Annotated in this window: 20 protein-coding genes; 17 read left to right on the forward strand and 3 right to left on the reverse strand. The window is 47.7% G+C overall.

What is annotated here, in order from left to right; all coding sequences use genetic code 11:
* Positions 1–512: 512 nt before the first annotated feature.
* The 3 genes from secA (at position 513) to PAHA3_RS23230 (ending at position 5,611) form a co-directional block, all read left to right on the forward strand.
* Positions 513–3,017 (forward strand): preprotein translocase subunit SecA, encoded by a 2,505-nt coding sequence (gene secA / locus PAHA3_RS23220; RefSeq protein WP_062837017.1) that lies wholly within the window; start codon positions 513–515, stop codon positions 3,015–3,017.
* 440 nt (positions 3,018–3,457) lie between these two features.
* Positions 3,458–4,571 (forward strand): peptide chain release factor 2 gene (prfB, locus tag PAHA3_RS23225; protein ID WP_153028283.1). Its coding sequence is split into 2 segments (ribosomal slippage): positions 3,458–3,529 and positions 3,531–4,571, totalling 1,113 coding nucleotides; the frame shifts between segments, so codons are not numbered across the junction.
* A 131-nt stretch (positions 4,572–4,702) separates the two neighbouring features.
* A complete protein-coding gene (locus PAHA3_RS23230; RefSeq protein WP_062837019.1) occupies positions 4,703–5,611 on the forward strand; it encodes a YitT family protein in 909 nt (302 codons plus the stop codon).
* Between the two features lie 246 nt (positions 5,612–5,857).
* Here the strand turns inward: PAHA3_RS23230 and cls are convergent, their stop codons facing one another.
* A complete protein-coding gene (gene cls / locus PAHA3_RS23235; protein WP_062837020.1) occupies positions 5,858–7,306 on the reverse strand; it encodes a cardiolipin synthase in 1,449 nt (482 codons plus the stop codon).
* A 331-nt stretch (positions 7,307–7,637) separates the two neighbouring features.
* On the opposite strand from cls, the gene argC reads away from it, so the two are divergent.
* From argC to argH, 8 genes are all read left to right on the forward strand, one after another.
* The gene (gene argC / locus PAHA3_RS23240) at positions 7,638–8,687 is read left to right on the forward strand and encodes an N-acetyl-gamma-glutamyl-phosphate reductase (RefSeq protein ID WP_062837021.1); all 1,050 of its coding nucleotides are present in this window, start codon (positions 7,638–7,640) and stop codon (positions 8,685–8,687) included.
* 129 nt (positions 8,688–8,816) lie between these two features.
* On the forward strand, positions 8,817–10,055 hold the full coding sequence (gene argJ / locus PAHA3_RS23245) for a bifunctional glutamate N-acetyltransferase/amino-acid acetyltransferase ArgJ (RefSeq protein ID WP_062837022.1): 1,239 nt from the start codon (positions 8,817–8,819) through the stop codon (positions 10,053–10,055).
* Positions 10,056–10,393: 338 nt separating this feature from the next.
* Positions 10,394–11,233 carry an acetylglutamate kinase gene (gene argB, locus PAHA3_RS23250; RefSeq protein ID WP_062837023.1) on the forward strand — a complete coding sequence of 280 codons (840 nt, stop codon included), beginning with the start codon at positions 10,394–10,396 and terminating at the stop codon, positions 11,231–11,233.
* A 356-nt stretch (positions 11,234–11,589) separates the two neighbouring features.
* A complete protein-coding gene (locus PAHA3_RS23255) occupies positions 11,590–12,843 on the forward strand; it encodes an aspartate aminotransferase family protein (protein ID WP_062837024.1) in 1,254 nt (417 codons plus the stop codon).
* Between the two features lie 82 nt (positions 12,844–12,925).
* Positions 12,926–13,081 (forward strand): hypothetical protein, encoded by a 156-nt coding sequence (locus PAHA3_RS30605; protein WP_167350932.1) that lies wholly within the window; start codon positions 12,926–12,928, stop codon positions 13,079–13,081.
* The gene (gene argF / locus PAHA3_RS23260) at positions 13,044–14,009 is read left to right on the forward strand and encodes an ornithine carbamoyltransferase (protein WP_047840650.1); all 966 of its coding nucleotides are present in this window, start codon (positions 13,044–13,046) and stop codon (positions 14,007–14,009) included. The genes PAHA3_RS30605 and argF overlap by 38 nt, the downstream gene beginning before the upstream one ends.
* Positions 14,010–14,295: 286 nt before the next feature.
* Positions 14,296–15,531 carry an argininosuccinate synthase gene (locus PAHA3_RS23270; protein ID WP_017692004.1) on the forward strand — a complete coding sequence of 412 codons (1,236 nt, stop codon included), beginning with the start codon at positions 14,296–14,298 and terminating at the stop codon, positions 15,529–15,531.
* A gap of 106 nt (positions 15,532–15,637) precedes the next feature.
* On the forward strand, positions 15,638–17,041 hold the full coding sequence (argH, locus tag PAHA3_RS23275) for an argininosuccinate lyase (protein ID WP_036612430.1): 1,404 nt from the start codon (positions 15,638–15,640) through the stop codon (positions 17,039–17,041).
* A 200-nt stretch (positions 17,042–17,241) separates the two neighbouring features.
* Here the strand turns inward: argH and PAHA3_RS23280 are convergent, their stop codons facing one another.
* Complete coding sequence (locus PAHA3_RS23280; protein ID WP_062837026.1) at positions 17,242–18,030, reverse strand: alpha/beta hydrolase; 789 nt, start codon at positions 18,028–18,030, stop codon at positions 17,242–17,244.
* Positions 18,031–18,161: 131 nt separating this feature from the next.
* On the opposite strand from PAHA3_RS23280, the gene PAHA3_RS23285 reads away from it, so the two are divergent.
* The 4 genes from PAHA3_RS23285 to PAHA3_RS23300 all read left to right on the forward strand — a co-directional run bounded on the left by PAHA3_RS23285 (position 18,162) and on the right by PAHA3_RS23300 (position 21,875).
* Positions 18,162–18,785 (forward strand): YhbD family protein, encoded by a 624-nt coding sequence (locus tag PAHA3_RS23285; protein WP_062837027.1) that lies wholly within the window; start codon positions 18,162–18,164, stop codon positions 18,783–18,785.
* A 14-nt stretch (positions 18,786–18,799) separates the two neighbouring features.
* Positions 18,800–19,528 (forward strand): polymer-forming cytoskeletal protein, encoded by a 729-nt coding sequence (locus tag PAHA3_RS23290; RefSeq protein WP_062837028.1) that lies wholly within the window; start codon positions 18,800–18,802, stop codon positions 19,526–19,528.
* 34 nt (positions 19,529–19,562) lie between these two features.
* Entirely contained in the window at positions 19,563–20,246 is a 684-nt protein-coding gene (locus tag PAHA3_RS23295) for a hypothetical protein (protein WP_062837029.1), read from the forward strand.
* A 72-nt stretch (positions 20,247–20,318) separates the two neighbouring features.
* Positions 20,319–21,875, forward strand: a complete 1,557-nt coding sequence (locus tag PAHA3_RS23300) for an MDR family MFS transporter (protein ID WP_062837030.1) — start codon at positions 20,319–20,321, stop codon at positions 21,873–21,875.
* Positions 21,876–22,114: 239 nt separating this feature from the next.
* On the opposite strand, the gene PAHA3_RS23305 is transcribed toward PAHA3_RS23300, so the two are convergent.
* Positions 22,115–23,548 carry a VanW family protein gene (locus PAHA3_RS23305; RefSeq protein ID WP_062837031.1) on the reverse strand — a complete coding sequence of 478 codons (1,434 nt, stop codon included), beginning with the start codon at positions 23,546–23,548 and terminating at the stop codon, positions 22,115–22,117.
* 254 nt (positions 23,549–23,802) lie between these two features.
* Here PAHA3_RS23305 and ftsE point away from each other — a divergent pair, with 254 nt between their 5' ends.
* On the forward strand, positions 23,803–24,489 hold the full coding sequence (gene ftsE / locus PAHA3_RS23310; protein ID WP_024631580.1) for a cell division ATP-binding protein FtsE: 687 nt from the start codon (positions 23,803–23,805) through the stop codon (positions 24,487–24,489).
* A complete protein-coding gene (gene ftsX / locus PAHA3_RS23315; protein WP_062837032.1) occupies positions 24,479–25,396 on the forward strand; it encodes a permease-like cell division protein FtsX in 918 nt (305 codons plus the stop codon). The genes ftsE and ftsX overlap by 11 nt, the downstream gene beginning before the upstream one ends.
* The last annotated feature ends 148 nt before the right edge of the window (positions 25,397–25,544 follow it).

The following is a 25,544-nucleotide window of genomic DNA, read 5'->3' on the forward strand; positions in this document are numbered from 1 at the left end:
GAGGAATTGTCAACGAATGATCGCTAATCATAATCAATGACAGGCACAGCACCATGAACATGATTCGCAAGGCTCGGGCTTCGGCTAGTTTTATAATAACCGGATCCGTTTGAACACCGAATCAGCTTCATGAGGAACCCTTGGCAAGCCTGGAGTTGATTCATCATATTACTTATTAGCATATGATTTGAATTTGATTTTTACACGGATGGCGAAGAGGGCAGAAATGACCTGTAGAAGCGAAGCGTTCGCCTGAAAGCTTTCTGAAAGAAAGCTACATCGGAAGCATACGCTTTATCCCCTGATTTCCCCTCTGAGAAGAGAGTTTAAAAGAAATCAGGGGATAACAGCGATCGAAAGGACATTCTGGCAACTGAGTTTATGAAGTGTAACCTTCATTAAGCTCAAATCATATTGTTTGTCACCCCCGGGCAAGTGGAGCAACATCCATCCGATGGTGTCGCATGGCGGCAACAGGGGGTCTATTCTGTTTTGCACGAAAGGGGTATACCATGCTAGGACTTGTCAAAAAGATCTTCGGCGACATGAACGAACGTGATGTTAAACGTCTGATGAAGACGGTCGATGTGATCAATAAACTGGAACCACAACTTCAGGCATTGTCTGATGAACAACTGAAAGGCAAAACGGACGAATACCGTGCTCGTATTGAAAAGGGAGAAACGACAGATGAACTTCTTCCAGAGGCATTTGCAACCGTACGTGAGGCTTCACGCCGTGTACTGGGCAAACGCCACTACGATGTGCAGATGCTGGGCGGTATCGCTTTGCATGAAGGCCGTATTTCCGAGATGAAAACGGGTGAAGGTAAAACGCTGGTAGGAACACTTCCGGTATATCTGAACGCGTTGATGTCCAAAGGTGTACACGTGGTCACGGTCAATGACTATTTGGCACAGCGGGATAGCCAGGAAATGGGACAAATCTACGAATTCATGGGCATGACGGTAGGGGTTAACCTGAGCGGTATGGACCATGCTTTGAAACAACATGCATATGCATGTGATATTACGTACGGAACGAACAACGAATTTGGTTTTGACTATCTGCGTGACAACATGGTGCTCTACAAAGAGCAAATGGTACAACGTCCATTGTTCTTCTGTATCATTGATGAAGTGGACTCCATCCTGGTCGATGAGGCGCGTACGCCGCTCATTATCTCTGGACAAGCTCAGAAGTCGACAGACATGTACTATGCAGCAGATCGTTTTGTGAAACGGCTGGTGCCAGAAGAAGACTTTACGGTAGACATCAAGGTGAAATCCGTAGCGTTGACTGAGGCGGGCGTGGCAAAAGCAGAGAAAGCATTTGGTATCGAGAACTTGTATGATCATGCCAACGTTACACTTAACCATCACATCGTACAGGGTTTGAAAGCCAACGTAATCATGCGTCGTGACGTAGATTATGTTGTCAGTGATGAAGAGGTTATGATCGTTGATGAATTCACAGGTCGTCTGATGTCTGGACGTCGTTACAGTGATGGATTGCACCAGGCGATTGAAGCCAAAGAAGGCATTGAAGTACAAAACGAGAGCATGACGCTGGCTACAATTACTTTCCAGAACTATTTCCGGATGTACCGTAAACTTGCGGGGATGACGGGTACAGCGAAAACCGAGGAAGAAGAGTTCAAAAAAATCTACGGTCTCGAAGTACTGCAAATTCCAACCAACCGTCCGAACAAACGCGATGACATGGCAGATGTCGTGTACAAGAGCATCGATGGCAAGTTCAAAGCGGTTGTAGAAGAGATCGTGGCACGCCACAGTAAGAATCAGCCGGTTCTGGTAGGTACAGTATCTATCGAGAACTCGGAACGCCTGTCTGACATGCTCAAACGCCGTGGTGTCAAACACCAGGTACTGAACGCCAAGTACCACGCAGAAGAAGCAGAGATCATTACAGGAGCTGGACAAGCGGGTGCAGTAACGATTGCAACCAACATGGCTGGACGGGGTACGGATATTATCTTGGGTGAAGGTGTAGCTGAAGTAGGTGGCCTTCATATCATCGGTACAGAGCGTCACGAATCACGCCGTATTGATAATCAGTTGCGTGGTCGTGCGGGACGTCAAGGTGACCCGGGTTCAACACAATTCTACCTGTCACTGGGTGATGAATTGATGAGACGTTTCGGTGCAGACAATGTATTGAACATGATGGAGCGCCTTGGTTTTGAAGAAGACCAACCGATCGAGAGCCGGATGATTACCCGTGCAGTAGAATCAGCGCAGAAGCGTGTTGAAGGTAATAACTTTGACGTGCGTAAAGTCGTTCTCCAATATGATGATGTCATGAACCAACAACGTGAAATTATATATAAACAGCGCCGTGAGGTGCTGGAGTCCGAAAATATTAAACAGATCGTTATGGATATGATCAAACCTTCCATTGAACGTATCGTTGAAGCTCATTGTGGTGACGATATTCCGGAAAACTGGGAGCTGCAGGAAGTTGCCGATTACATGAACAGCAAATTGCTGGATGACGGTTCGGTAACGAAAGATGATCTGTGGGGCAAGGAAGCAGAAGAGATTATCGAGTATCTGTTTGAGAAAGTTCAGAACAAGTACAATGCACGTGAAGAGCGAATTGGCGAAGAGATGGTTCGTGAGTTCGAGAAAGTGGTTGTGCTCCGTGCAGTAGACAGCAAGTGGATGGATCATATTGATGCAATGGATCAATTGCGTCAAGGTATCCACCTTCGCGCCTACGGCGGTACAGATCCACTGCGTGAGTACCAGTTCGAAGGCTTCGAGATGTTCCATCAGATGATCGCTTCGATTCAGGAAGAAGTTGCGACTTATGTAATGAGAGCGCAGATCGAGAGCAATCAGGAGCGTCAAGCGGTTGTTGAGGAAAGTCAGATCTCGACAAGCGGTGAGCCTGCTGAGAAACGTCCAGTGAAGGTTTCTGACCAAATCGGACGTAACGATCCATGCCCATGTGGTAGTGGCAAGAAGTTCAAACACTGCCACGGTCAAGAGTAGAGCGATGGTTTTTATATACACTATAGTGTAATAAGATGAACCTTGATTTTACACCATAACGGAGAGTGCAGAAGCAATCTGAAGAAGCGGAGCGTTCGCCTTTATCCCCGGATTTTTCCCTTGTAAGAGGGAATCAAGAAAATCTGGGGATAAGAGCGATTGGAAGATGCTGCTGTAATCGAAGTGACAAGGTGTAACATTTACTTGGTCAACTTAAATAGCATGACATGAATGGCTCCTCACAGCCGGGTATTCCATAGGATGAAGTAAGGATGCAAAACCGATTAATGGAGCATAGTTATAATTATATGACCATGATCGCGGGAAAGAGATATACTGATATATCAGTGATCTCAACACCAGGTTGGCGCATCTAATGCTTGGTCTGGAGGAATGCCCTGGATGCGGGGAGCTTATCTTAATGAAAAGAGGAATTGCACATGATCGATCCAAACGTGAAGCATGACCTGCGTGAAATAGGCAAGAAACTAACAAATCTTAGGGGGTCTCTTTGACTTAGATCTGAAGCAAGAGATGATTGGCAACTTTGAAGTGAAGATGTCTGCTCCAGATTTCTGGGACGATAGCGACAAGGCGCAATCCGTAATCGCTGAGCTAAATGCGGTGAAGGGATCTGTGGATCAATACACCAGACTTCAGCAGGACTATGATGATGCGGTGATGATGATCGAACTGGCGGACGAAGAAGGCGACGAAGACCTTGCTGCCGAGATTGGTAATAGTATTACAGCGATCGTGAACAAGGTCGCAGAGTTTGAACTTCAGCTTCTCCTGAATCAGCCTTACGACAAGATGAATGCGATTCTAGAGCTTCACCCGGGTGCGGGTGGTACCGAGTCCCAGGACTGGGGACAGATGCTTCTCCGGATGTACACTCGTTGGTCTGAGAAGCGTGGCTTCAAGGTTGAGGTATTGGATTATCTGCCAGGTGATGAGGCGGGGATCAAGAGTGTTACGTTGTCGATCAAGGGACATAACGCTTATGGTTATCTGAAAGCCGAGAAGGGTGTGCACCGACTGGTTCGGATCTCTCCTTTTGACTCATCGGGCCGTAGACATACGTCCTTCGTATCCTGTGATGTGGTACCGGAGATTGATGATACGATTGAACTGGACATCCGTACAGAGGATCTCAAGATTGATACGTACCGGGCGAGTGGCGCGGGTGGACAGCATATCAATACCACCGACTCTGCCGTACGGATTACTCACTTACCAACAGGTGTAGTTGTAACGTGTCAGAATGAACGTTCACAGATCAAGAACCGTGAGCGAGCGATGACGATGCTCCGTTCGAAATTGTATGAGCGTAAAATTGAAGAGCAAAAACAACAGCTGGATGAAATCCGAGGAGATCAGTCGGATATTTCATGGGGAAGCCAGATTCGTTCCTATGTGTTCCATCCCTATAGTATGGTAAAGGATCACCGTACAAGCGTAGAGACTGGAAATACAGGGGCGGTAATGGACGGCGACCTCGATGCATTCATCGATGGTTATTTGCGTAGCCAGATTAAAGTAGAAACCGATTAAACTAAGTTCCTGTATGGACCCATACGTGTAGGCGTATGCTGGTGTGTACAGGAGCTTTTTTTGAATAATTTTATAGGGTAGAAAAAATGAGCGAACAACTGATCAGTCACAACAAAGGAGAGCACGAGAACATGCAACAACGATCACAACTTCACAATAATCGCAAAAAGAGGATAACTAGCCTCATTCCACTCAATGGTCCATGGAGAAACGTCGTGGATACGATATCTATCATTTTAGGTTCGTTTTTAATTGCAGTGGCCTTTAATTTATTTTTATTACCGAATCAGATCGCTTCGGGTGGAGTGTCCGGGTTATCAATTCTGGGTAAGGAATGGCTTAATTGGGAGCCGGCATATACCCAATGGGCGATTAACATCCCCCTTCTGATCGCGGGTTTTCTGCTGATTGGTAAGCAGTATGGTATTCGTTCAGTCCTGGGCAGTATAGTCCTGCCGCTCTTAGTCTATCTCACAAAGGATTGGGCCATCCCAACAACGAATCCGTTACTTGGTTCACTGTATGGTGGAATTGGCGTTGGTCTCGGGATCGGAATTGTATACCGGGGTAGAGGATCAACAGGTGGCATGAGCATTCTCGCCAGGATCGTGCAGAAGTACAGTGGCCTGAGTTACTCCCTCTGTGTCGTAATTATGGATGCTACGGTTATTATTATGGCTGCATTTGTGTTGTCCTTGGAGCAATCCCTCTATGCGCTGATTGGGTTGTATGTTACCGGTAAAGTGATCGATGCCGTTGAGATGGGCCTAGGCTTTTCCAAGGTGGCGTATATTATCTCCAACCAAACAGAAGCGATTAGCAAAGTGATTCTGGATGATCTGGATCGCGGATTAACAAAGCTCGAGGCCAAAGGCGGTTACACTGACGATCAACGAACAGTACTGATGGTAGTGGTTGGGCAAAATGAGGTGCCAAGACTCAAAGCGTTGATCCGGTCTGTGGACCCGGGAGCTTTTGTCATTATCAGTAACGCGCACGAAGTGCTCGGTGAAGGTTTTAAGCGGGGAGAACATGTGTGAACGGTGTGAAAAATAGCGAATGAGCCATGTAGGCTTAATAAGATATGACTGTATCAAAAAAAAAGCAGGTACATCCTTCTCTAAGATGACGGAGAGGAAGTACCTGCTTTTCTATTATTAAAAGTTCAACTTAACATAACACATAACGGAGAGGACAGAAATATCCTGAAGAAGTGGAACGTTCGCCTAAGAGCTTTCTGAAAGAAAGCTACTTCGGAAGCCGATTCTGTCATCGGAGTGCCACCACTACAGAATTGGGGACAACAGACGGGAAATGGCTTCTTTGAAGCGAATGATCAGACTGCGTTTTTGGTATTCATCGAGCGTCATCTCCCGAGATACGTGCAAGTCGTGCTCAAAGGTTTGTACGAGTGCTGTCGCAATTGTTTCATCATACATAAAAGCATTAACCTCAAAGTTCAACCGGAAACTGCGGTAGTCAATATTGGCGGTTCCCACGGATGCAACCAAACTGTCAATGATAAGAGTCTTGGCGTGAATGAAGCCATTATCATATATAAATACTTTGGCGCCAACCTTCAGCAACTCACCGATATAAGATAACGTAGCCCAATATACGAAAGCATGGTCGGGCTTATTTGGAATCATAATACGAACATCAATGCCGGACAGACACGCGAGACGAATAGCTTCGAATACACTGGCATCCGGGATAAAATAAGGCGTTTGAATCAGAATCGATTGTTTGGCCCCGTTAATCATCTTGAGATAACTGTTCTTGATATGCTCGGTTTCTGCATCCGGTCCACTGGAGACAATCTGCATGGCAATCTTACCTGTGCCCTCAATATGAGGGAAATGCGCCGGAACGTAAGGTGTGTCGTGTTGTTTGGACGCTTCATTCCAATCCAGAAGGAAACGGGTCTGCAGCGCATGAACGGCATTTCCCTGAATACGCAGATGTGTGTCCCGCCAATAACCGAACTTCGAGTTTAAGCCGAGATACTCATCTCCAACATTGAACCCGCCCGTGTATCCAAGGTTACCATCGATGATGACAATCTTCCGGTGGTTCCGGTAGTTCATACGTAAGTTGATCAGACTGAATTTGGAGGGGAAAAAGACTTCAACCAAACCGCCTGCTTCGCGCAATTCTTTGAAAAAGCGTTTTGATACCCGCCGCGATCCGAGCGCGTCATACAGTAAACGGACTTTAATGCCTTCCCGCGCTTTGCGGATAAGTGCATCCCGGATTCTTTTACCCAGACGGTCGCCTCTATAAATGTAATATTGCACATGCACGTGATCCTTAGCCGCTTCGATGTCGTCCAAGAGTCGCTGGAACTTGTCTGTTCCGTCCGTAATGATCTCAACCGCATTGTCCTCTGTCAGCAGAGCGCCGTTCTGCTTCAGGTTCATATAAATCATGTCCTGACTACTCTCGGTTGCTTGGTTGCGGAAAGGGGTGCGGTTATCGTGCAACTGCGTGAGCTGGGCTTCAATACGTTCCTCCAGCCCGAGCTTCTTACGTTCTTTCCATTGGAAAAGCCGGTATCGGGTCAGGTTCTGACCGGTTAAAAGATAAAGTAAAAACCCGAAGACCGGAATAAAGTTCAAGACGAGCAGCCAAGCCCAGGAAGCGCTAGCATCCTTTCGTTCGAAGAAGACGACTGCTGCCGCAAAAATAATATTCAGGCCCAGGAGCACAATAAGTAAAATGGATTCGATATGCACTATAGTCCCCCACGTCTCATAATGACCATCATGAATCTATTCATATGTCCTTGATTAGCAGGTTAGTTATGAATGAGACCCTGATTGTAATGTTTCCTACTAATACGTATTTTAACAGAAGTATATCTATTCGTCCCGGATGAGAAAAAAAGATATGTTCGGATTGGGAGGAAATCGATGTGAAATTGATGATAGAGTGTTGTATTTATATAACCAGAGTCGTATAATAATACACAAATATGCATATAAGCGACGGAATTGTTGTGTTCAGGCCTCATTAGAGCCTAGGCGTAGCACAAGTAGCGCATACATCGAGATTGGGGGAGCGAGAGTGAATAACAAATTAAAAGTAGCAATCGTCGGTTCCACCGGCTACGGCGGGGTGGAGCTGATTCGTTTTTTCCAGAACCATCCGTTGGTTGAAATCACATCAGTGATCTCATCTTCGAGCAGTGGTGAGTCCATCGCAGATGGATTCCCGCATTTGACGGACGTGATTCGCAGGCCACTCGACGGTGTCGATCCGGCTGAAATTGCGAGTCGTGCGGATCTGGTATTCACAGCGACCCCGTCCGGCGTAAGTGCGAAGCTCGTACCAAGCCTGCTGGCAGCAGGGCTTAAGGTCATTGATCTGTCTGGCGATTTCAGACTCAAGGACGGAACGGTGTACGAAGAGTGGTACAAACATCCGGCTCCTCCGGCTGATTTGCTGGAACAAGCGGTATATGGCATGGCTGAGGTGTACGGTGAAGAAGTGAAGGGACAGAATTTTATATCCAACCCGGGCTGTTATCCAACGGCTACACTTCTCGGACTGATTCCGGCAGTAGAGGCAGGCTGGATTGATCCTTCGACCATCATTATTGATGCCAAATCAGGCGTATCCGGAGCAGGACGCGGAACAAGTCTGACAAACCATTATGCAGAGATGAATGAGAATTTCAAAGCCTATAAACTAAACAAACACCAACATATTCCCGAGATCGAACAAGTGCTTGGCAATATAACAGGAACGCCTGTTACGGTTACCTTTACAACACATCTGGTGCCAATGACACGTGGAATCATGAGTACGATGTATGCAAAACTGGTTGGGGAATACAGCGACCGGGAGATCGTGGATTTGTATCGCAAATATTATGAAAACAAACCTTTCGTACGTGTACGTGAACCGGGCATCTGGCCTTCTACCAAAGAAGTGTACGGATCCAACTATTGTGATATCGGATTTGCGGTGGATCCTCGCACAGGGCGTTTGACGATTATTTCGGTCATCGACAACCTGGTGAAGGGTGCTTCCGGGCAAGCGATTCAAAATATGAACCTGATGATGGGATGGGAGGAGAACCTCGGGCTGAACATGACACCGGTATATCCATAAGAGATGGAATTTAAGAGGAGCATTGGCACATTGTTTGTAAGAATGCATTCTCGGAGTCACTGAGGGAGAACGGATCAGGTTAAGCAGGCGATCATCAGCATATAGCTGAACGCATACGGGGGATATGATATGGGAACGAATGTGGAGCAACAGACTTTTACCGTGGTTGAGAACGGAACAATTGTAACCCCTGGGGGGTTCACGGCAGGTGGACTTCACTGCGGATTGAAAAAGACATCTCGTAATGACATCGGAGCGATCCGATGTGATGTACCGGCTACAGCTGCTGCTGTATACACGACGAACGTATTTCAAGCTGCACCACTTAAAGTAACGCGCGAAAGCTTGAGCAATGGACGCCTTCAGGCTGTTATCGTTAACAGTGGTAATGCCAATGCATGTACAGGGCAACAAGGGGAAGAAGATGCTTATGCGATGCGTTCGGCCGCTGCGCGTGAGTTGGGCGTGGCAGAAGAGGACGTGGCTGTGGCATCCACAGGTGTCATTGGGGAATTGCTCAAGATGGATGCTGTACATTCAGGGATTACTGGACTTCCAGTGCATATGGGCAAGGAGTCAAATGAGGCGGAACAATTTTCACAAGCAATTCTGACAACGGATTTGGTGAAAAAGGAAGCCTGCGTCTCCGTTATAGTTAACGGCAAGACAGTAACAATTGCAGGTGCCGCCAAAGGCTCGGGTATGATTCATCCGAATATGGCGACAATGCTCGCTTTCATGACCTCTGACGCGGTCATTGGTGCAGAAGCGTTGCAGCGCTTGCTACGCCAGGCAACCAATCATACTTTCAACATGATCACCGTCGATGGGGATACAAGTACAAACGACATGCTGGTAGCTATGTCCAGTGGATATGCAGGCAATGAAGAGCTGACCACAGAGCATCCGGATTGGGACGCTTTTGCAGCCGGCTTCACCTATGTATGCCAAGTACTGGCGAAAGCCATTGCTCGCGATGGTGAAGGAGCAACCAAACTGGTTGAGGTAGAAGTTACAGGTGCGGTAAGTGATGAATCCGCGCAAGCAATCGCCAAAACTGTCATTGGTTCCAGTTTGGTGAAATCCGCCATGTTCGGCGCTGACGCCAACTGGGGACGGATTATCGCAGCCGTAGGGCGTGCAGGACAGCCGGTAAACCCGGATACCGTGGATATCCGTTTGGGAGAGATCTCGGTACTCGCGCAGTCCCGCCCAGTCGTGTTTGACGAAGAAGCGGCATTGGCCTATTTGCAGACCGATACAGTTCGCATTGTGGTGGATCTGCACCACGGCGAAGGAACGGCTACAGCCTGGGGCTGTGACCTGACGTATGATTACGTCCGAATTAACGCCGCATACCGCACTTAATAAACCTTTGGATAAAGGTTTTGCGAAACAGCTGTCATCTTGTATTGTGAAGCTGTTTCGTGAGATGTTTCAAAAATTATCAATGAAATTTAAACTTGTTGTTTGGTGTTGGACATATAGCGATAGTAATGGAGAAGACGGAATTGATTCTGCAGAAGCGGAGCGGTCGCCTTTGTCTCCGGGTGTTCCCCAATATAGAGATAATTCAAGAAACCTGGAGACAACAGCGATCGAAAGAACAATCCGAATTCGGAATGGACTCCTACCAGCCTTTGTGACCTTATAAAGGTGTTATATTTTTTTGAATGTAATTTTTACTATGAAAGGAGCTTGCCCTCATGAATTCAACATTGCCAAATGAGAGTACCGCAACAGAAGCAGGTACCGAGAAACAAACGTTTGTCATGAAATGTGGAGGCAGCACGCTAGCAGCGTTGCCCGAGTCTTTCTTTGCGGATCTACGTGACTTACAGTCTCAGGGTACACAACCTGTAATCGTGCATGGTGGGGGCCCTGCGATCTCAGATAACCTGGCGAAGCTCGGTATCGAAACCGAATTCGTTAATGGTCTACGCAAGACGACTGAACCTGTACTGGACGTAGTGGAGATGGTGCTTGCGGGCAGTATTAATAAACAGATCGTACGTCTGATTCAACGTGTTGGCGGTCGGGCTCTAGGCTTGTCCGGCGTCGATGGAGGTCTGATCCAGGCTAAGCCTGTTACAAACCACGCAGAGATCGGTTGGGTAGGCGATGTTACTAGCGTGAACGCAGAGATTATCCAAGGCATCGTGAACATGGGTTACATGCCAGTTATCGCACCAGTTGGTGTAGATGCAACCGGACAGCGCTACAACATCAACGCAGATACAGCTGCGGGTGCAGTGGCGTCTCATCTCGGCGTAAGTCGGATGATTGTCGTGACCGATGTTCCTGGCATCATGAAGAATGTGGGCGGTGAGAAAAAAGTACTGCCTTCTGTATCTGTACAGGAGATTGAGGACATGATCCAAACCGGAGAAATCTACGGCGGCATGATTCCCAAAGTACGTGCAGCCATCGCTTGTATCCATGGTCAAGTACGTGAGGTCATCATCGTAGATGGCAGCGAACCTCAAATCCTGAGCCGTGTGCTCGGCGGAGAAATCATCGGAACAAAAATCATCCGTATGCAATAATTTTCTCGATACGCTAGGATCTTAATAGCCTTATATTATATATAAAAATATGTACACGATTTTTTTGTGAATCTGGGCATAACGCGATAACGGAAGAGTGCAGAGCCAATCTTAAGAAAAGACGCAAGAACGGAGAGGACAGAAATAACCTGAAGAAGCGAAGCGTGCGCCTTTATCCCCGGATTTCAACCTTTAGAAAATTTATCAAAGAAATCCGGGGATAACAGCGATCAGAAGGTTGTTCTGTCATCGAAGTGGAAGTATGCAAACGTTCGGAAGATGGACTGCAATCGAAGTGGTCTACTGTTATGTTTATTCACCTTAGGCGTGTACCAACCAATAGGAGTGATATGGTCATGGCAAAAGGCAACGAACAGCCAGGTTCTGGCACAGCGGTAGCGGGCGCAGCAGCAACAGGTGCAGTGGCACAGACGGAAAGCTCGCTTTTCCAAACGTATGCACGTTATCCAATCAGTCTGGTCAAAGGGAAAGGCAGCTGGTTATGGGACGATCAGGGTAATCGATATCTCGATTTCATGTGCGGACTCGCTGTAACTAGCTTGGGCCATGCACCGGAGAAAGTCGGAGCCAAGCTGAAAGCTCAGATTGATGAGCTGTGGCATGTGTCCAACCTGTTCCAGATTCCGGGCCAGGAGAAAGCAGCAGCATTGCTGACAGCCAATACATGCGCTGACGCAGTGTTCTTCTGTAACAGTGGTGCCGAAGCGAACGAAGCGGCAATCAAAGTAGCCCGTCGTTATCACCAGAAGGTGAAAGGCACAGATCGCTATGAAGTGATTACATTTGCCCAGTCCTTCCATGGACGGACGCTCGCTACGCTGACAGCAACCGGACAGGATAAGGTGAAAGAAGGATTTTTGCCATTGCCAGCCGGATTTGTAACCGTACCTTTACATGACATCCCTGCACTTGAAGCGGCAATCGGACCCAACACAGCAGCGATTATGCTGGAAATGGTTCAGGCCGAAGGTGGTGTATATCCAGTTGAACCGGAATTCGTCAAGCATGTACGAAAACTGTGTGACGAGCACGGGTTGCTGCTCATTGTCGATGAAGTACAAACGGGAATGGGACGTACAGGTAAACTGTTTGCACACGAACATTATGGTATTGAGCCGGATGTGTTCACTGTTGCCAAAGGTATTGGTAGTGGTTTCCCTGTAGGTGCGATGTTGGGTAAAGGCTTCCTGCGGGATGCGTTCACGCCAGGCAGTCATGCGACAACGTTTGGAGGAACACCACTTGCTTCATCCGTTGTAATCGCAACAATCGAAACGATGCTGGAAGATCGCTTGCCAGAGCGTGCAGCCGAGATGGGTGAATACCTGATGAGCTCCCTGCGGAATCGTTTGGCCGGCAATTCCTTTGTGAAGGAAGTTCGTGGCTTGGGATTGTTGGTCGGCATTGAATGTGCTGAGCCGGTAGGCGATATAGTGCTTGCTGGGCAAAAACGCGGTATCTTGTTCGTCTCTGCAGGACCGAATGTAATTCGTTTGCTTCCGAACCTGTATGTGAGCAAAGAAGAGATCGACGAGGCCGTATCGCTGGTAGCCACATTGATCGAAGAGCACGTAGCGGCGAAAGCCTAACATAAAAATAGAGAACCTTTCTGTCTCGGGGCCATTCCCGGCCTCGAAGCAGAACGAGATGATGAATCCCTGTAGCCGCGCGGTGAACTTGCAGAAGGCGGAAATGAACAAACTTGAGAAGCACCCAGACAAAGTGTTAACGTTGCTCTCTCTTCTGCCCATGCGGGTGCAGGGAACCGGAAATAAGGAGGACATTATAGATGACAGCACAACAGACGGAAAAGATTCAGAAGATTGATCTGAGAGGCCGGGATTTTATCGAATTCACGGACTACACAGCAGAGGAAATTCGTTATCTGCTCGATCTCGCGATTGAGATTAAAGGCAAGCAAAAAAGCGGTGTACCTTTTCAACCGTTGAAAGGTAAAACGATCGGCCTTATTTTTGAAAAATCATCCACACGTACGCGTGTATCCTTTGAAGTGGGCATGTTCCAATTGGGTGGACACGCGCTCTTCCTGAGCAAAAATGATATCCAGCTAGGTCGCGGGGAAACAACACATGATACAGCCAAAGTATTGTCCCGTTACCTGGACGGCATCATGATCCGTACCTTTGGACACCATAATGTAACTGAACTGGCAGAGCATGCGGATGTTCCAGTCATTAACGGCCTGAGCGATGCAGCGCATCCTTGCCAGGTACTGGCAGACTTCCAAACGGTGCTGGAGCACAAAGGCAAGCTGGCAGGTCTGAAAATGGCCTACATCGGAGATGGCAACAACATGGCCCACTCCTTGATGCTTGGTGCAGCGAAGATGGGTATGCATGTTGCTGTAGCAACGCCAGAAGGCTATGAGCCGGATAGTGCGGTTGTGGAGCAGGCACGCATCATTGCACAGGAGAGCGGTTCTGAAGTGACTGTAACTTACAGTGCACAAGAAGCAGCCAAAGATGCAGATATCGTGTACACGGATGTGTGGGCGAGCATGGGCTTTGAAGAAGAGCAGAAGATTCGGGAGCAGGCATTTGCCGCATATCAAGTGGACGAGGAACTGATGAAAGGCGCGAAGCCAGACTACATGTTCCTGCATTGTCTGCCAGCACACCGCGGCGAAGAAGTGAGTGCCGGTGTAATTGACGGACCGAACTCCCTGATCTTTGATCAGGCGGAGAATCGCTTGCATGCACAGAAAGCATTAATGGCTGCGTTAATGAGCGAATAGATGCTGTTTGCCTTTATGGGTTGATTTTAGGCGCAGATTTCGCGATGATAGATTCATCTATAATGTACTTTAAAAAGTTAGTTAAACAAGAAGCATACACAAAAACGGAGAGACAGAAAAAGCCTGAAGAAGCGAAGCGTGCGCCTTTATCCCCGGATTTTACCCTTTATTATAAAGGGATGAAAAAATCTGGGGATAACAGTGATCGGAAGGGTTTTCTGGCTCGTAGGATTCAGTGTATGAAGGCTCTTTTTAACTTAACTGATCTTGGGGAGGACCATTGAACATGGCTAAGGAAAAAATTGTACTCGCGTATTCAGGCGGGTTGGACACATCTGTAATTTTGAAATGGTTGAAAGAAACGTACGATGCTGAGATTATTGCATTCACAGCGGATATTGGACAAAAGGATGAATTGGATGGTTTGGAGGAAAAAGCACTGGCAACAGGCGCTTCCAAAGTATACATTGACGATCTGCGCGATGAATTTGCAAAAGATTTCATCTATCCGATGTTCCAGGCAGGAGCCCTCTATGAAGGACAATACCTGCTTGGCACAAGTATTGCTCGTCCACTGATCGCTAAACGTATGGTGGACATCGCTCGTGCAGAAGGCGCTACAGCCATCGCTCACGGCGCTACGGGTAAAGGAAATGACCAAGTTCGCTTTGAGCTGAACGCGGCTGCACTGACACCAGACATTAACGTAATTGCTCCTTGGCGTCTGGAAGAATTCCGTAACCAGTTCCCTGGACGTGCTGAGATGATCGCTTACGCTGAGAAACACGGTATTCCGGTAACCGCATCTGCGGCTAAACCATACTCCACAGACCGTAACTTGCTGCATATCAGCTATGAGAGCGGTGTGCTTGAAGATCCTTGGTTCGATCCAAGCGCGGACGAGAACAAAGACATGTTCTTGCTGAGCAGTGCACCTGAAGATGCACCGGATCAAGCAGAATATGTTGAACTGGAATTCGAACAAGGCGACTGTGTTGCATTGAACGGTGAGCGCCTGAGCCCGCTGCAAGTGATGGAGCAACTGAACGAGCTGGGTGGCAAACATGGGATTGGCCGTGTAGATATGGTTGAGAACCGTTTTGTTGGTATGAAGAGCCGTGGCGTATACGAAACACCAGGTGGAACAATCCTGTTCACAGCACATCGCAAAATGGAGTCCATCACGATGGACCGTGAAGTGATGAACCTGCGTGATAGCCTAATCACACGTTACAGCACACTCGTTTACAACGGCTTCTGGTTCGCACCGGAACGTCTGGCGCTGCAAGCGCTGGTAACTGAAAGCCAGAAGAACGTAACAGGTACGGTTCGTGTGAAACTGTACAAAGGCAACATCATCGGCGCAGGCGTGAAAAGCCCTGTCAGCCTCTACAATCCGGACATCGCTACGATGGAAGCTGATCCAACGCAAGCCTACGATCAAGGTGATGCAACAGGCTTTATCCGCCTGAATGCACTACGTTTGAAAGTAAACTCCGGTGTGGAGCAAAACAAAAACTAATTTCAACCTGCACAATAGAGCTACATCAATATACATGACAAGGCAGGCCGTTCTTGCACATCTGGCAGGAGCGGCTTTGTCCATGAGCGAAAGGGGAGTACTCACTGTGAGTAAGCTGTGGGGAGGACGTTTTACAAAACAAACCAATCATTTGGTTGAGGAATATACGGCATCGATCAATTTTGACAAAGCTTTGGCTGAGGAAGATATTCAGGGTAGTCTGGCCCATGTAACGATGCTGGGCAAATGTGGTATTCTTCCGGCGGAAGATGTGGAGACCATCAAAGAAGGTCTGATCACCGTTTTGCACAAAATCCGTGCAGGTGAAGTGGAATTCTCCGTATCGGACGAAGACATCCACATGAATATTGAGAAAAACCTGATCGAAACGATCGGCCCTGTAGGCGGAAAATTACATACAGGCCGTAGCCGGAATGACCAGGTTGCAACGGATATGCACTTGTACCTGCGCGAGCGTGTGGTTGGATTTGTAGGCATGCTGCATTCCTTGCAGGAAGCATTGATTGGACAAGCGAAGGATAACCTCGATACCATCGTACCGGGTTATACGCATCTTCAACGGGCACAGCCAATTTTGTTCGCCCATCACCTGATGGCATATGTATCCATGTTCCAACGGGATGCGGAGCGTCTGATGGACAGCTACAAACGCATTAACATCCTGCCATTGGGCGCAGGTGCGCTTGCGGGCACAACATTCCCGATTGACCGTCATTTTGTGGCGGAACAACTGGGCTTCGATGGCGTTTACGAGAACAGTCTGGACGCAGTAAGCGACCGTGACTTCATCGTTGAGTTCCTGGCGGCAGCTTCGCTGATCATGACTCACTTGTCCCGTCTGAGTGAAGAACTGGTATTGTGGAGCAGCACGGAGTTTGGTTTCGTTGAACTGGACGATGCGTTCTGCACAGGCAGCAGCATTATGCCTCAGAAGAAAAACCCAGACGTTCCTGAACTCGTTCGTGGTAAAACAGGACGTGTGTACGGCAACCTGATCGGTTTGCTGACGGTACTGAAATCTCTTCCACTGGCATACAACAAAGACATGCAGGAAGACAAAGAAGGCATGTTCGACACGGTAGCGACGCTGGAGGGTGCACTGCAACTGTTTGCTCCAATGATCGCAACAATGACAGTGAACAAAGATCGGATGCGTCAAGCAGTCAACCAGGATTTCTCCAATGCTACGGATATTGCCGACTTCCTCGTAGGCGAAGGTTTGCCTTTCCGTCAGGCGCATGAAGTGATTGGTAAAACAGTGCTGTACTGCATCCAGAACAGCAAGTATTTGCTGGATCTGACGATTGATGAATTCCGTCAGTTCTCCCCACTGTTCGATGACCGGATCTATGATGTGCTGCAACCGGAAGCGGTTGTGAACGCTCGTAATGTTTACGGTGGAACTGCTTCGGGTCAAGTTGCTGAAGCCATTGGACGCAGTGAGAAGGTATTGGAGATTACCGAGCAATGGATTACGAATCGCGGTTAATGTCACGGTTACGATAGGTGTCTTACAGATACGACAGTACAATAAAGAAGCAGGCCAGAGAACTTTGTTCTCAGCGGCCTGCTTTTTGTGTTTTACAGCGATGTGCTTAAAATATATTCAATTCAATCGCGAACGGAAGGAAGGTTGTTCTGTCATCGGAGTACCAGCCTTCTTTATCCTCAGTAGCTCCTAATGCTCCACTAGTCCCGTTTGGGCAAAGGCAACCATTTCAATACATCCTGGATCTTGGCATCCCAGTAGCCCCACTCATGTTCACCGGGTCCTTCCTCGTATGTCAATTCGAAGTTCGTTTGTTCACAGGCATGTCGGAAGGTTTGATTATCCTCATACAGGAAGTCTTCCGTTCCGCAACATTGATAGAGCAAAGGTCGAGGACTTTCGCTAGATTGATTTTCTTTTAACAGATGGATCAGATCGTTCTCTGTACCTGCCACCTCGGGTCCGAAAATCCGCTGTAACTCCGTCTGTTGCAATGCTGAGGATGCATTTCTATCCATATGTGCAGCCATGTCGAGTGCTCCGGACAAGCTCGCAGCTGCAGCGTATTGATCTGGTTTACGAAGGGCTAGCTTGAACGCACCATAACCACCCATGGATAAACCTGCAACGAAGTTATCCTCACGCTTTGGTGACAATGGGAAGAAAGAGCGAGCGAGTGCCGGCAGTTCTTCACTGATAAAGCTCCAATAACGTCCGCCTTCTACCATATCTGTATAGAAGCTACGATGTACCTGTGGCATAACAACGGCGATCCCGAGGTTAGCCACATAACGTTCGATCGATGTGCGGCGCAGCCAGATGGAATCATCGTCAGACAGACCGTGCAGCAGGTACAGGGTTGGGTGCAGTCCTTTGCCTGTCACATTCTCCATACCGATCTGATTGTGGGTTTGTTGCGGCAGAATGACATGCATGCTGGTGCTAAGCCCGAGCGTATCCGAGTAAAAATCACATTTAATAAGTGCCATGTGTATAAGAAACCCCTTTCATGCTTTTATATTTAACAGGTTATACGCAATGCTCATCGAATGCAATAACAAACGTTTTACAACGTAACAATGTTATGTTACACTAATTTCAATGTAAAGGGGGACCATATATGACGGATGATTTGATCTCCAAAAAAGAATTGCTGGACCTGACAGGAATCTCATACGGCCAGTTGTACCGCTGGAAGCGGAAAAATCTCATTCCGGAGGAATGGTTCATTCGGAAGTCGTCCTACACCGGACAAGAGACCTTTTTTCCAAAACAACAGATTTTACTGCGCATTGACAAGATTCTCAATATGAAAGACGGATTATCGCTGGATGAGCTGGCAGACGTGTTCTCGCCTACGTTGGGTGAAGTGGAGATGTCTGCGCAACAACTGTTAGAGCGAAACATTGTTTCACAAATATCACTGGATTTGTTGCAGGAAGCAGGCGGGGAACAACCGTTATATGCGTTGGAGCAGATTATGATGCTGTATGTTCTAGATAAGCTGTTAATGAGCGGAGATATTACTCGGCAAGAGGGTGCGTTGCTGATCGATGTGATGTCTGAACATTATTATCGTTTCACAGGCAAACCTAGCGAACTGGTGCTTACTCGTAAAATGGGTGTCCCGTCATTCATGCTGGTGACAGCAGGAACGGAGTTTTATTTTGACAATGGTGTGAAGGTAGTTCTTAGGCAGCCTATGGGAACATTTATGGAAGAATTAAAACTCAAATTGGGATAAGGAGAGGATTATCTATGGAAGAGCGGAATAAGCGGAATGATCTGAATGTGGCGGGCATAAGTCAAACGGCAGGCGGGGAGTTTCACCGTGTATCTATTGATGGCATGGCTAAGGTGAACGGTAATCTGGACTGCACCTCTATGGAAGTGAATGGAACATTGAAGATGCACGGCGCTTTGAGCTCTGAGAGTACAACAATTAACGGTATGTGCACGTTGAATGGCCCTTTGACCAGTTCTCGTGTTCGTGTGGATGGCATGACGACAATTAACGGAAATCTTAATAGCCCTGAGCTTGAAGTGAACGGGAAGTGTACCGTACGCGGAAGAGTGGACGGGGAACGAATTAATATTGGCGGTGTGATCGATATTGAAGGGGATGTGCAATGCGAGTCCCTGAATGTGCAAGGCAATATTAAGATCAGCGGATTTCTAAATGCAGGAACGGTGGAGATCAGGCTGCACACCTCTTCTTCGGCCAAAGAGATTGGCGGAGAGCGGATTGATATCCGTCGCAAGGAACAACAGAATGGCTTTTGGAAAAGTATTGGTCTCGGCGGTACCCCTTCATTTAAGACTTCCTTAATTGAGGGCGATGAGATTGTACTGGAAGATACCGAAGCTGATATTGTGCGGGGCAGCAACATTCATATTGGTCGCGGCTGTAACATCAGGCTGGTCGAGTATTCAGGTGAACTTGAGGTAGATCAGGATGCGAAGGTGGGCAGCAGTCAGCGAATTTAAAGTTTGGATATGGAGAGAAAGGGAGGGGATCGACATGAATAACAATCCTGGGCGTTCATTGGACAAAAAAATGGATATCAGCATCGTTGGTGATGGCAGTTCTTCGGGTGGCGTGTACGGCAAGATCAAGGTCGTAGGGGACGCATCCTTTAACGACAATCTATCTTGTGATCGTTTCAAATGTACGGGTACATCGGTCATATACGGATCGCTTGAATCCACAGAGATTAAAATTACCGGAACCCTTATTCTAACAGAGCGAGAGGCCAGCAACGAGGGTGAGGATGGAATCCAGACATCTGGCCTACATGCCAAAGCTGAGCTTATAAAAGTGGTAGGTGAGCTTCATCTGTCCGGGGATTGTCAGGCGGAAAATATCAAGCTGAACGGACGGTTGACGATAGCGGGGATGCTCAGCGCTGAACACATGACACTCAAAATCATGGGTCCATCCGAGGTCAAGGAAATGGGTGGTTCCATCATCTCGGTGAAGAGTGGCCGGTTGAATGACTTGTTTACGGGGAATAAATCTATCCTCAAAGCACAGATTATCGAAGGTGATGATATTGAATTAGAGAATACAGAGGCCGAGATTGTCCGTGGCGATAAAATAAAAATCGGTCCGGGTTGCCGGATTGGTGCAGTGGAATACCGTTCATCTCTGCAAATTCATCCGCAATCGAAAGTTTTGCTGCAAAGCAATCGGTCCTTGGACTGATTAACGCAGACTTCTTTTCGGATATACTAATGCAGTCATATGAATAGAGCGTGAATGGAGAGATTGAGTACAATGGTTGCACGTAAAAACAGTATTGGATTGGTGCTGGCAGGGTTACTGCTCAGCATACTAATGGCTTCGATGGATAATACCATCGTGGCAACAGCTATGGGGGACATTGTCGGGAAGCTGGGTGGGCTCGACAAGTTCGTCTGGGTTACCTCCGCGTACATGGTGGCTGAGATGGCAGGCATGCCGATCTTCGGTAAGCTATCCGATATGTATGGACGGAAGAAGTTTTTTGTATTTGGTATTATTGTGTTTATGCTTGGTTCAGCGCTGTGCGGAACGGCAACGTCTATTGTGGAATTGACGATGTACAGAGCGATTCAGGGTATTGGTGCGGGTGCACTGGTTCCGATTGCGTTTACGATCATGTTTGATGTCGTTGCACCGGAATCTCGTGGTAAATTGGGTGGGTTGTTTGGAGCGGTCTTCGGCCTGTCTAGTGTATTTGGGCCATTGCTCGGTGCTTACATTACCCAGTATGCGACATGGGAATGGGTATTTTATATCAACCTGCCACTCGGCTTGATTGCATTTGTGTTTATTGCGTTCTTTTATAAAGAATCCCATCAGCATCAATCGCAACAGATCGACTGGCTGGGTGCTGTAACACTGATCGGTGCTGTTGTGTGCCTGATCTTTGGTCTGGAACTGGGCGGCAAAACGTTTGCCTGGGGTTCCTGGCAGATTCTTGGCTTGTTTGCCGGATTCGTAGCATTAGCGCTGCTTTTCCTGTTTGCAGAAACAAAAGCCAAGGAACCAATCATCTCCTTCGGCATGTTCCGCAACCGCGTCTACTGGTCCAGTAACGTCATTGGTATGTTCAGTGGTGCGGCATTCATCACAGCATCCGTGTACATTCCGATCTTCATACAGGGGGTACTCGGTGGTAAAGCGACCAACTCCGGTCTCGTACTGCTGCCCATGATGCTCGGGTCCGTTGTGACGGCTTCCTTGGGCGGGGTGTTGATGACCAAAATCAAGTATCGCAATATTATGATTCCTACGTTGGCTTTACTTGTCATTGGACTCGGATTGCTGACTACGCTGGATGAGAATTCTTCCCTTTGGACGATACGTATCTACATGGTGATGGTTGGTTTGGGTGTCGGTGCTTCGTTCTCCGTACTTAGCAATGCAGCCATGAATGCGTTTGAACCACAAAGACGTGGTGCGGCGAGTTCCACGCTTAACTTTTTGCGATCCCTCGGTATGACGATGGGGATTACGATCTTTGGTATCGTACAGAGCCAGGTATTTACGCGTAAAATGAACGATGCTCTCGCTGGCTCGGCTGGGGAAGCAGCAGGTGGTGCTTCAGCGGGTGGCGTGCCTCAGGGAGTGGATCTGACCGATCCACATGCGTTGCTCTCACCAGAACTCAGACAGGCGATTCCGCCTCAGGTGCTGGACACCATCACACATGCCCTGTCTTCTTCCATCGTGCAGTTATTTGCCTGGGCTGTGATTCCGGCTGCACTCGCATTGGTCGCTTCCTTCTTCATGGGAAAAGAGAAAATGGTTGTAGGCGAAGAGCAAGGAGAATACACAGGCGGTCACTAAGCCGTTATGCAGTAAACTATAAGTTATGGAATATGGGCTAACCGTAGTCTATTAAAAACTTGAATAACTTATTTTAATAATGAAAAGACACACTTCTCACGTATCCTCAAAAGGGGGCGGAAAGTGTGTCTTTTTTTGTTTTCGTATGATCAGCTTACCCGTGAATAATTAAATTACGGATTGAACTCTGTGCTCTTTTTTATGCTGGTACAAGTGATCAGATGCTTCGAACCAAGGGCCTAAGGCTGTTTCGTATCGCTGATCCCGTCCTCGACAACAGAAGGTTCTTGTGGATCAGGCAGACTGCTATGACCTGAGCGTGCAATTAGACGATTCTGAGCTTTGTACGTATCTCGTGTAATCGTTTTGGATTCGACTACTTTACCGTCTACCCTCTTGGTTCGTACCGTCTCGACAATATATCCCGGCTGTCCGTCTTGCAGCACCTGCTGTGCACCATCAGGCAGTACTGTACTGGACACATATTTCACCGGAACACTTAATGTTTCGATGGTGCGAGATTCAAGGGCATAGCTGACATTCTCCGGGAATGTGCCAAAAAATTTCACCATCAATTGGTGGTTCTTCACCTCTGCATGAATGAGTAAGGATTTTCCTGTATTGTTTTTGAAACGAAAGTTGATAGCTCCCGAGGCAAAGGTGGCATCCAGTCCTTTCGGCAAATATTTGACCGGCAGGGAGTGGTTGCGACGCTCAATAATATCAAGACCCGTCAACAGCGCTGCGTTATACACTGTACTGGATACCTGGCAGATTCCCCCGCCAATTCCGGGGGTCAGTCTTCCATTGACAATGACCGGGGCCTCACGAAAACCATAATCCTTCTCCGCTTTCCGGACCACCCTCTCATAATCGAATGTGGCATCCGGTGGCAAAATCATGCCGTTAATCGCTTCCGCTGCTGCGCTGACATTATGTATCCGCCCTTCACTACTATTGCCGAGACCCGTGGAGAACTGGATGATCTTCCGGTCAATGCCTTCCTGGCGCAGGGAATCAAGGGTCACTTCAGGCTTCAGCGTATACAGTGGTACCTGGATCAGCAATGGGGCGGGTTTCTCATCCGGGTTCAGTACACTGAAATCTTGGTGCAGCTTGGTTTGAATGAGACTTGTGAGTGTATCCCAATCAACGCGGCGGACGCCTTTTTCCGGGATATACTGGACTTTGTCACTTGCGGTAATGCGTCGAACGGCGTTCGCAGGTGTACCGAAGGTTTCTTTTTCCCAGGCAGGGTTGAGATGTTCTTGGAGTGATCGTAAGTCGTAACTCATATCCAGAGAGAACTCTTTCGGAAAATGATAACGTGCATAAGCGCGTTCCCATACATCCCCTTCCTCAAGCTCTTTTATCGCGGACTTGAAGCCGTTAACGTTGTAGTTTACACCCACCTGAGCTGCGCTGTACGCCATCGTCTTGGGGTCAGGTTCAGTCAACTCAAGAGTGACAGGCCAGTCCTCGAGCTTTTTGATCTTCTCCTCCAGTTCATGCAGTACATCTTTATGGTTCTTCCCTTGCACTGGCATGCCGCCAACATGAATGTCTTTGGGCAGGGCAGGCTGATTCACGTACATATACAACAATCCATAGGACGCGGAGCCGATCAAGAGGATGGAGAATAGAACAATGACCGTCAAATGTATTTTTTTCATAACCGTACGCTCCTTTATACTTCAGTTGTTCCCGACTTTGTAACACTTTCTATATATATGATCCAATGCAGGAAAACTTTCGGGTACTCAATAGGTAACAAATTTGTTACAATAAACTTCATATGAATCCATGCTTCACCATTGAAACAGGAACGACGTGGATTTTTTCCTGATGAAATTCAGGTCTTTTTAAAGGAAATGCCGGGATTGTGTCGAAATGATAATGGCTAACTATGCGAGCAGGAAGTGATGATGTGATAGAAATGCAGGACGTGTGGAAGACCTACGCCAATGGGACCCACGCATTACAAGGGGTGTCGGTGAAGATCGACCGCAATGAATTTGTCTATATCGTCGGTCCGTCCGGCGCAGGCAAATCGACATTTATGAAATTGATGTACAGAGAAGAAGTTCCGACCAAAGGACAAATATCCATTAACGGATTTAATATTGGTAAGCTGAAGCCAAGAAAGATTCCTTATGTGCGTCGTAACATCGGCGTTGTGTTCCAGGATTTTCGTCTACTGCCACGGATGACCGCATTTGAGAATGTGGCATTTGCGATGGAAGTTATTGAAGCGCCGAAGCGTCATATCAAGAAACGAGTCATGGAAGTACTCGACTTGGTGGGACTGCGCAGCAAGGCGAACCGCGAGCCTTCACAGCTCTCGGGTGGAGAACAGCAACGTATTGCGATTGCACGGGCTATCGTCAATAACCCATCGGTTATTATCGCGGATGAGCCTACAGGTAACCTTGATCCGGAGACGTCATGGGGCATTATGCAACTGCTGGATGAGATTAATTTCCGGGGAACAACCATTGTTATGGCGACCCATAACAAAGATATCGTGAATACGATGCGTAAACGGGTAATCGCCATTGAACGTGGACAGATTGTACGGGATCAGATGAGAGGAGAATACGGTTATGAATTTTAGTACTCTCTTGCGCCATCTGCGGGAGGGATTCAAAAACGTATTCCGCAACGGCTGGATGTCTGTGGCCTCCATCATGTCCATCATTGTGTCGCTGTTGATTCTTGGCGTGTTCATGCTGTTGGTGCTCAATGTGAATTCCATGGCGAATCAAGTTGATAGCCAGGTGGAAATCAGCACGTTCCTTGAACTGAATGTGGACGAGAACCTGCGTAACACGCTGGAGCAAGAAATCAGCGCGATGCCTGAAGTAAGTGAGATTCGTTTTGTTTCCAAGGAAGAAGGACTCAAGGAGTTCCGTGAACGTCTTGGAGACAGTGCAGATAACGTGCTTAGCGGTTTCGATGTGGACAACAATCCACTGCCGGAGACCATTGAAGTTGAGGTCATTGAACCGGAAACCGTCACTTTTGTAGCGCAAAAAATCGAAGCCCTGAACGAAAAACACCCGGAGAAGCCGATCATGAAAGTGAATTACGGCAAGGAAACGGTGGAAGTATTGTTCAAATTTACGAAGCTTGTTCGTAATATCGGATTTATTTTTGTCGGGGGACTGGGTCTGATGTCCATGTTCCTGATCTCGAATACGATTCGCGTAACGATTCTGGCCCGTCGCCGGGAGATCGGCATTATGAAGCTGGTTGGCGCAACCAACACCTTTATTCGCTGGCCTTTCTTTATTGAGGGTGCACTCATTGGATTTATTGGCTCGGTCATTACGGTTGGGGTGCTGTTTGTTGGATACAGCCAGTTGATGAACACGATTGGTCAGGATGTATTCATGCAGATGCTTAACTTGATTCCGCTCGGCGAAATCTGGTTGTTGTTTGGAACACTATTGATCGGACTCGGTGTGCTGGTAGGTATTTTGGGAAGTACACTGTCCATTCGTAAATCACTCAACGTTTAATCTTGTTTTCATCGATCGAATTGCAGAATATGTCGAAAAGAATGGTAAAGCAGGTTCACTATTGGACGCTGTTTGACGATATGTAGGAAAGACGGAGTCTTTTAAGTTGGAAGAAAGCAAAGAACATGCTGTTCACCACCTGTGCAGG

The organism is Paenibacillus amylolyticus (assembly GCF_001570725.1).
Taxonomy (GTDB): Bacteria; Bacillota; Bacilli; order Paenibacillales; family Paenibacillaceae; genus Paenibacillus; species Paenibacillus amylolyticus_A.

What these genes read in the sequence shown, in the direction of transcription:
- PAHA3_RS23305 (WP_062837031.1), bottom strand. Translation starts at nt 23,548, where the DNA reads ATGAAAAAAATACATTTGACGGTCATTGTTCTATTCTCCATCCTCTTG.
- PAHA3_RS23230 (WP_062837019.1), top strand. Translation starts at nt 4,703, where the DNA reads ATGCAACAACGATCACAACTTCACAATAATCGCAAAAAGAGGATAACT.
- secA (WP_062837017.1), top strand. Translation starts at nt 513, where the DNA reads ATGCTAGGACTTGTCAAAAAGATCTTCGGCGACATGAACGAACGTGAT.
- PAHA3_RS23285 (WP_062837027.1), top strand. Translation starts at nt 18,162, where the DNA reads ATGACGGATGATTTGATCTCCAAAAAAGAATTGCTGGACCTGACAGGA.
- PAHA3_RS23255 (WP_062837024.1), top strand. Translation starts at nt 11,590, where the DNA reads ATGGCAAAAGGCAACGAACAGCCAGGTTCTGGCACAGCGGTAGCGGGC.
- ftsX (WP_062837032.1), top strand. Translation starts at nt 24,479, where the DNA reads ATGAATTTTAGTACTCTCTTGCGCCATCTGCGGGAGGGATTCAAAAAC.
- PAHA3_RS23280 (WP_062837026.1), bottom strand. Translation starts at nt 18,030, where the DNA reads ATGGCACTTATTAAATGTGATTTTTACTCGGATACGCTCGGGCTTAGC.
- argB (WP_062837023.1), top strand. Translation starts at nt 10,394, where the DNA reads ATGAATTCAACATTGCCAAATGAGAGTACCGCAACAGAAGCAGGTACC.
- argJ (WP_062837022.1), top strand. Translation starts at nt 8,817, where the DNA reads ATGGGAACGAATGTGGAGCAACAGACTTTTACCGTGGTTGAGAACGGA.
- PAHA3_RS23295 (WP_062837029.1), top strand. Translation starts at nt 19,563, where the DNA reads ATGAATAACAATCCTGGGCGTTCATTGGACAAAAAAATGGATATCAGC.
- PAHA3_RS23270 (WP_017692004.1), top strand. Translation starts at nt 14,296, where the DNA reads ATGGCTAAGGAAAAAATTGTACTCGCGTATTCAGGCGGGTTGGACACA.
- PAHA3_RS23300 (WP_062837030.1), top strand. Translation starts at nt 20,319, where the DNA reads ATGGTTGCACGTAAAAACAGTATTGGATTGGTGCTGGCAGGGTTACTG.
- argF (WP_047840650.1), top strand. Translation starts at nt 13,044, where the DNA reads ATGACAGCACAACAGACGGAAAAGATTCAGAAGATTGATCTGAGAGGC.
- PAHA3_RS23290 (WP_062837028.1), top strand. Translation starts at nt 18,800, where the DNA reads ATGGAAGAGCGGAATAAGCGGAATGATCTGAATGTGGCGGGCATAAGT.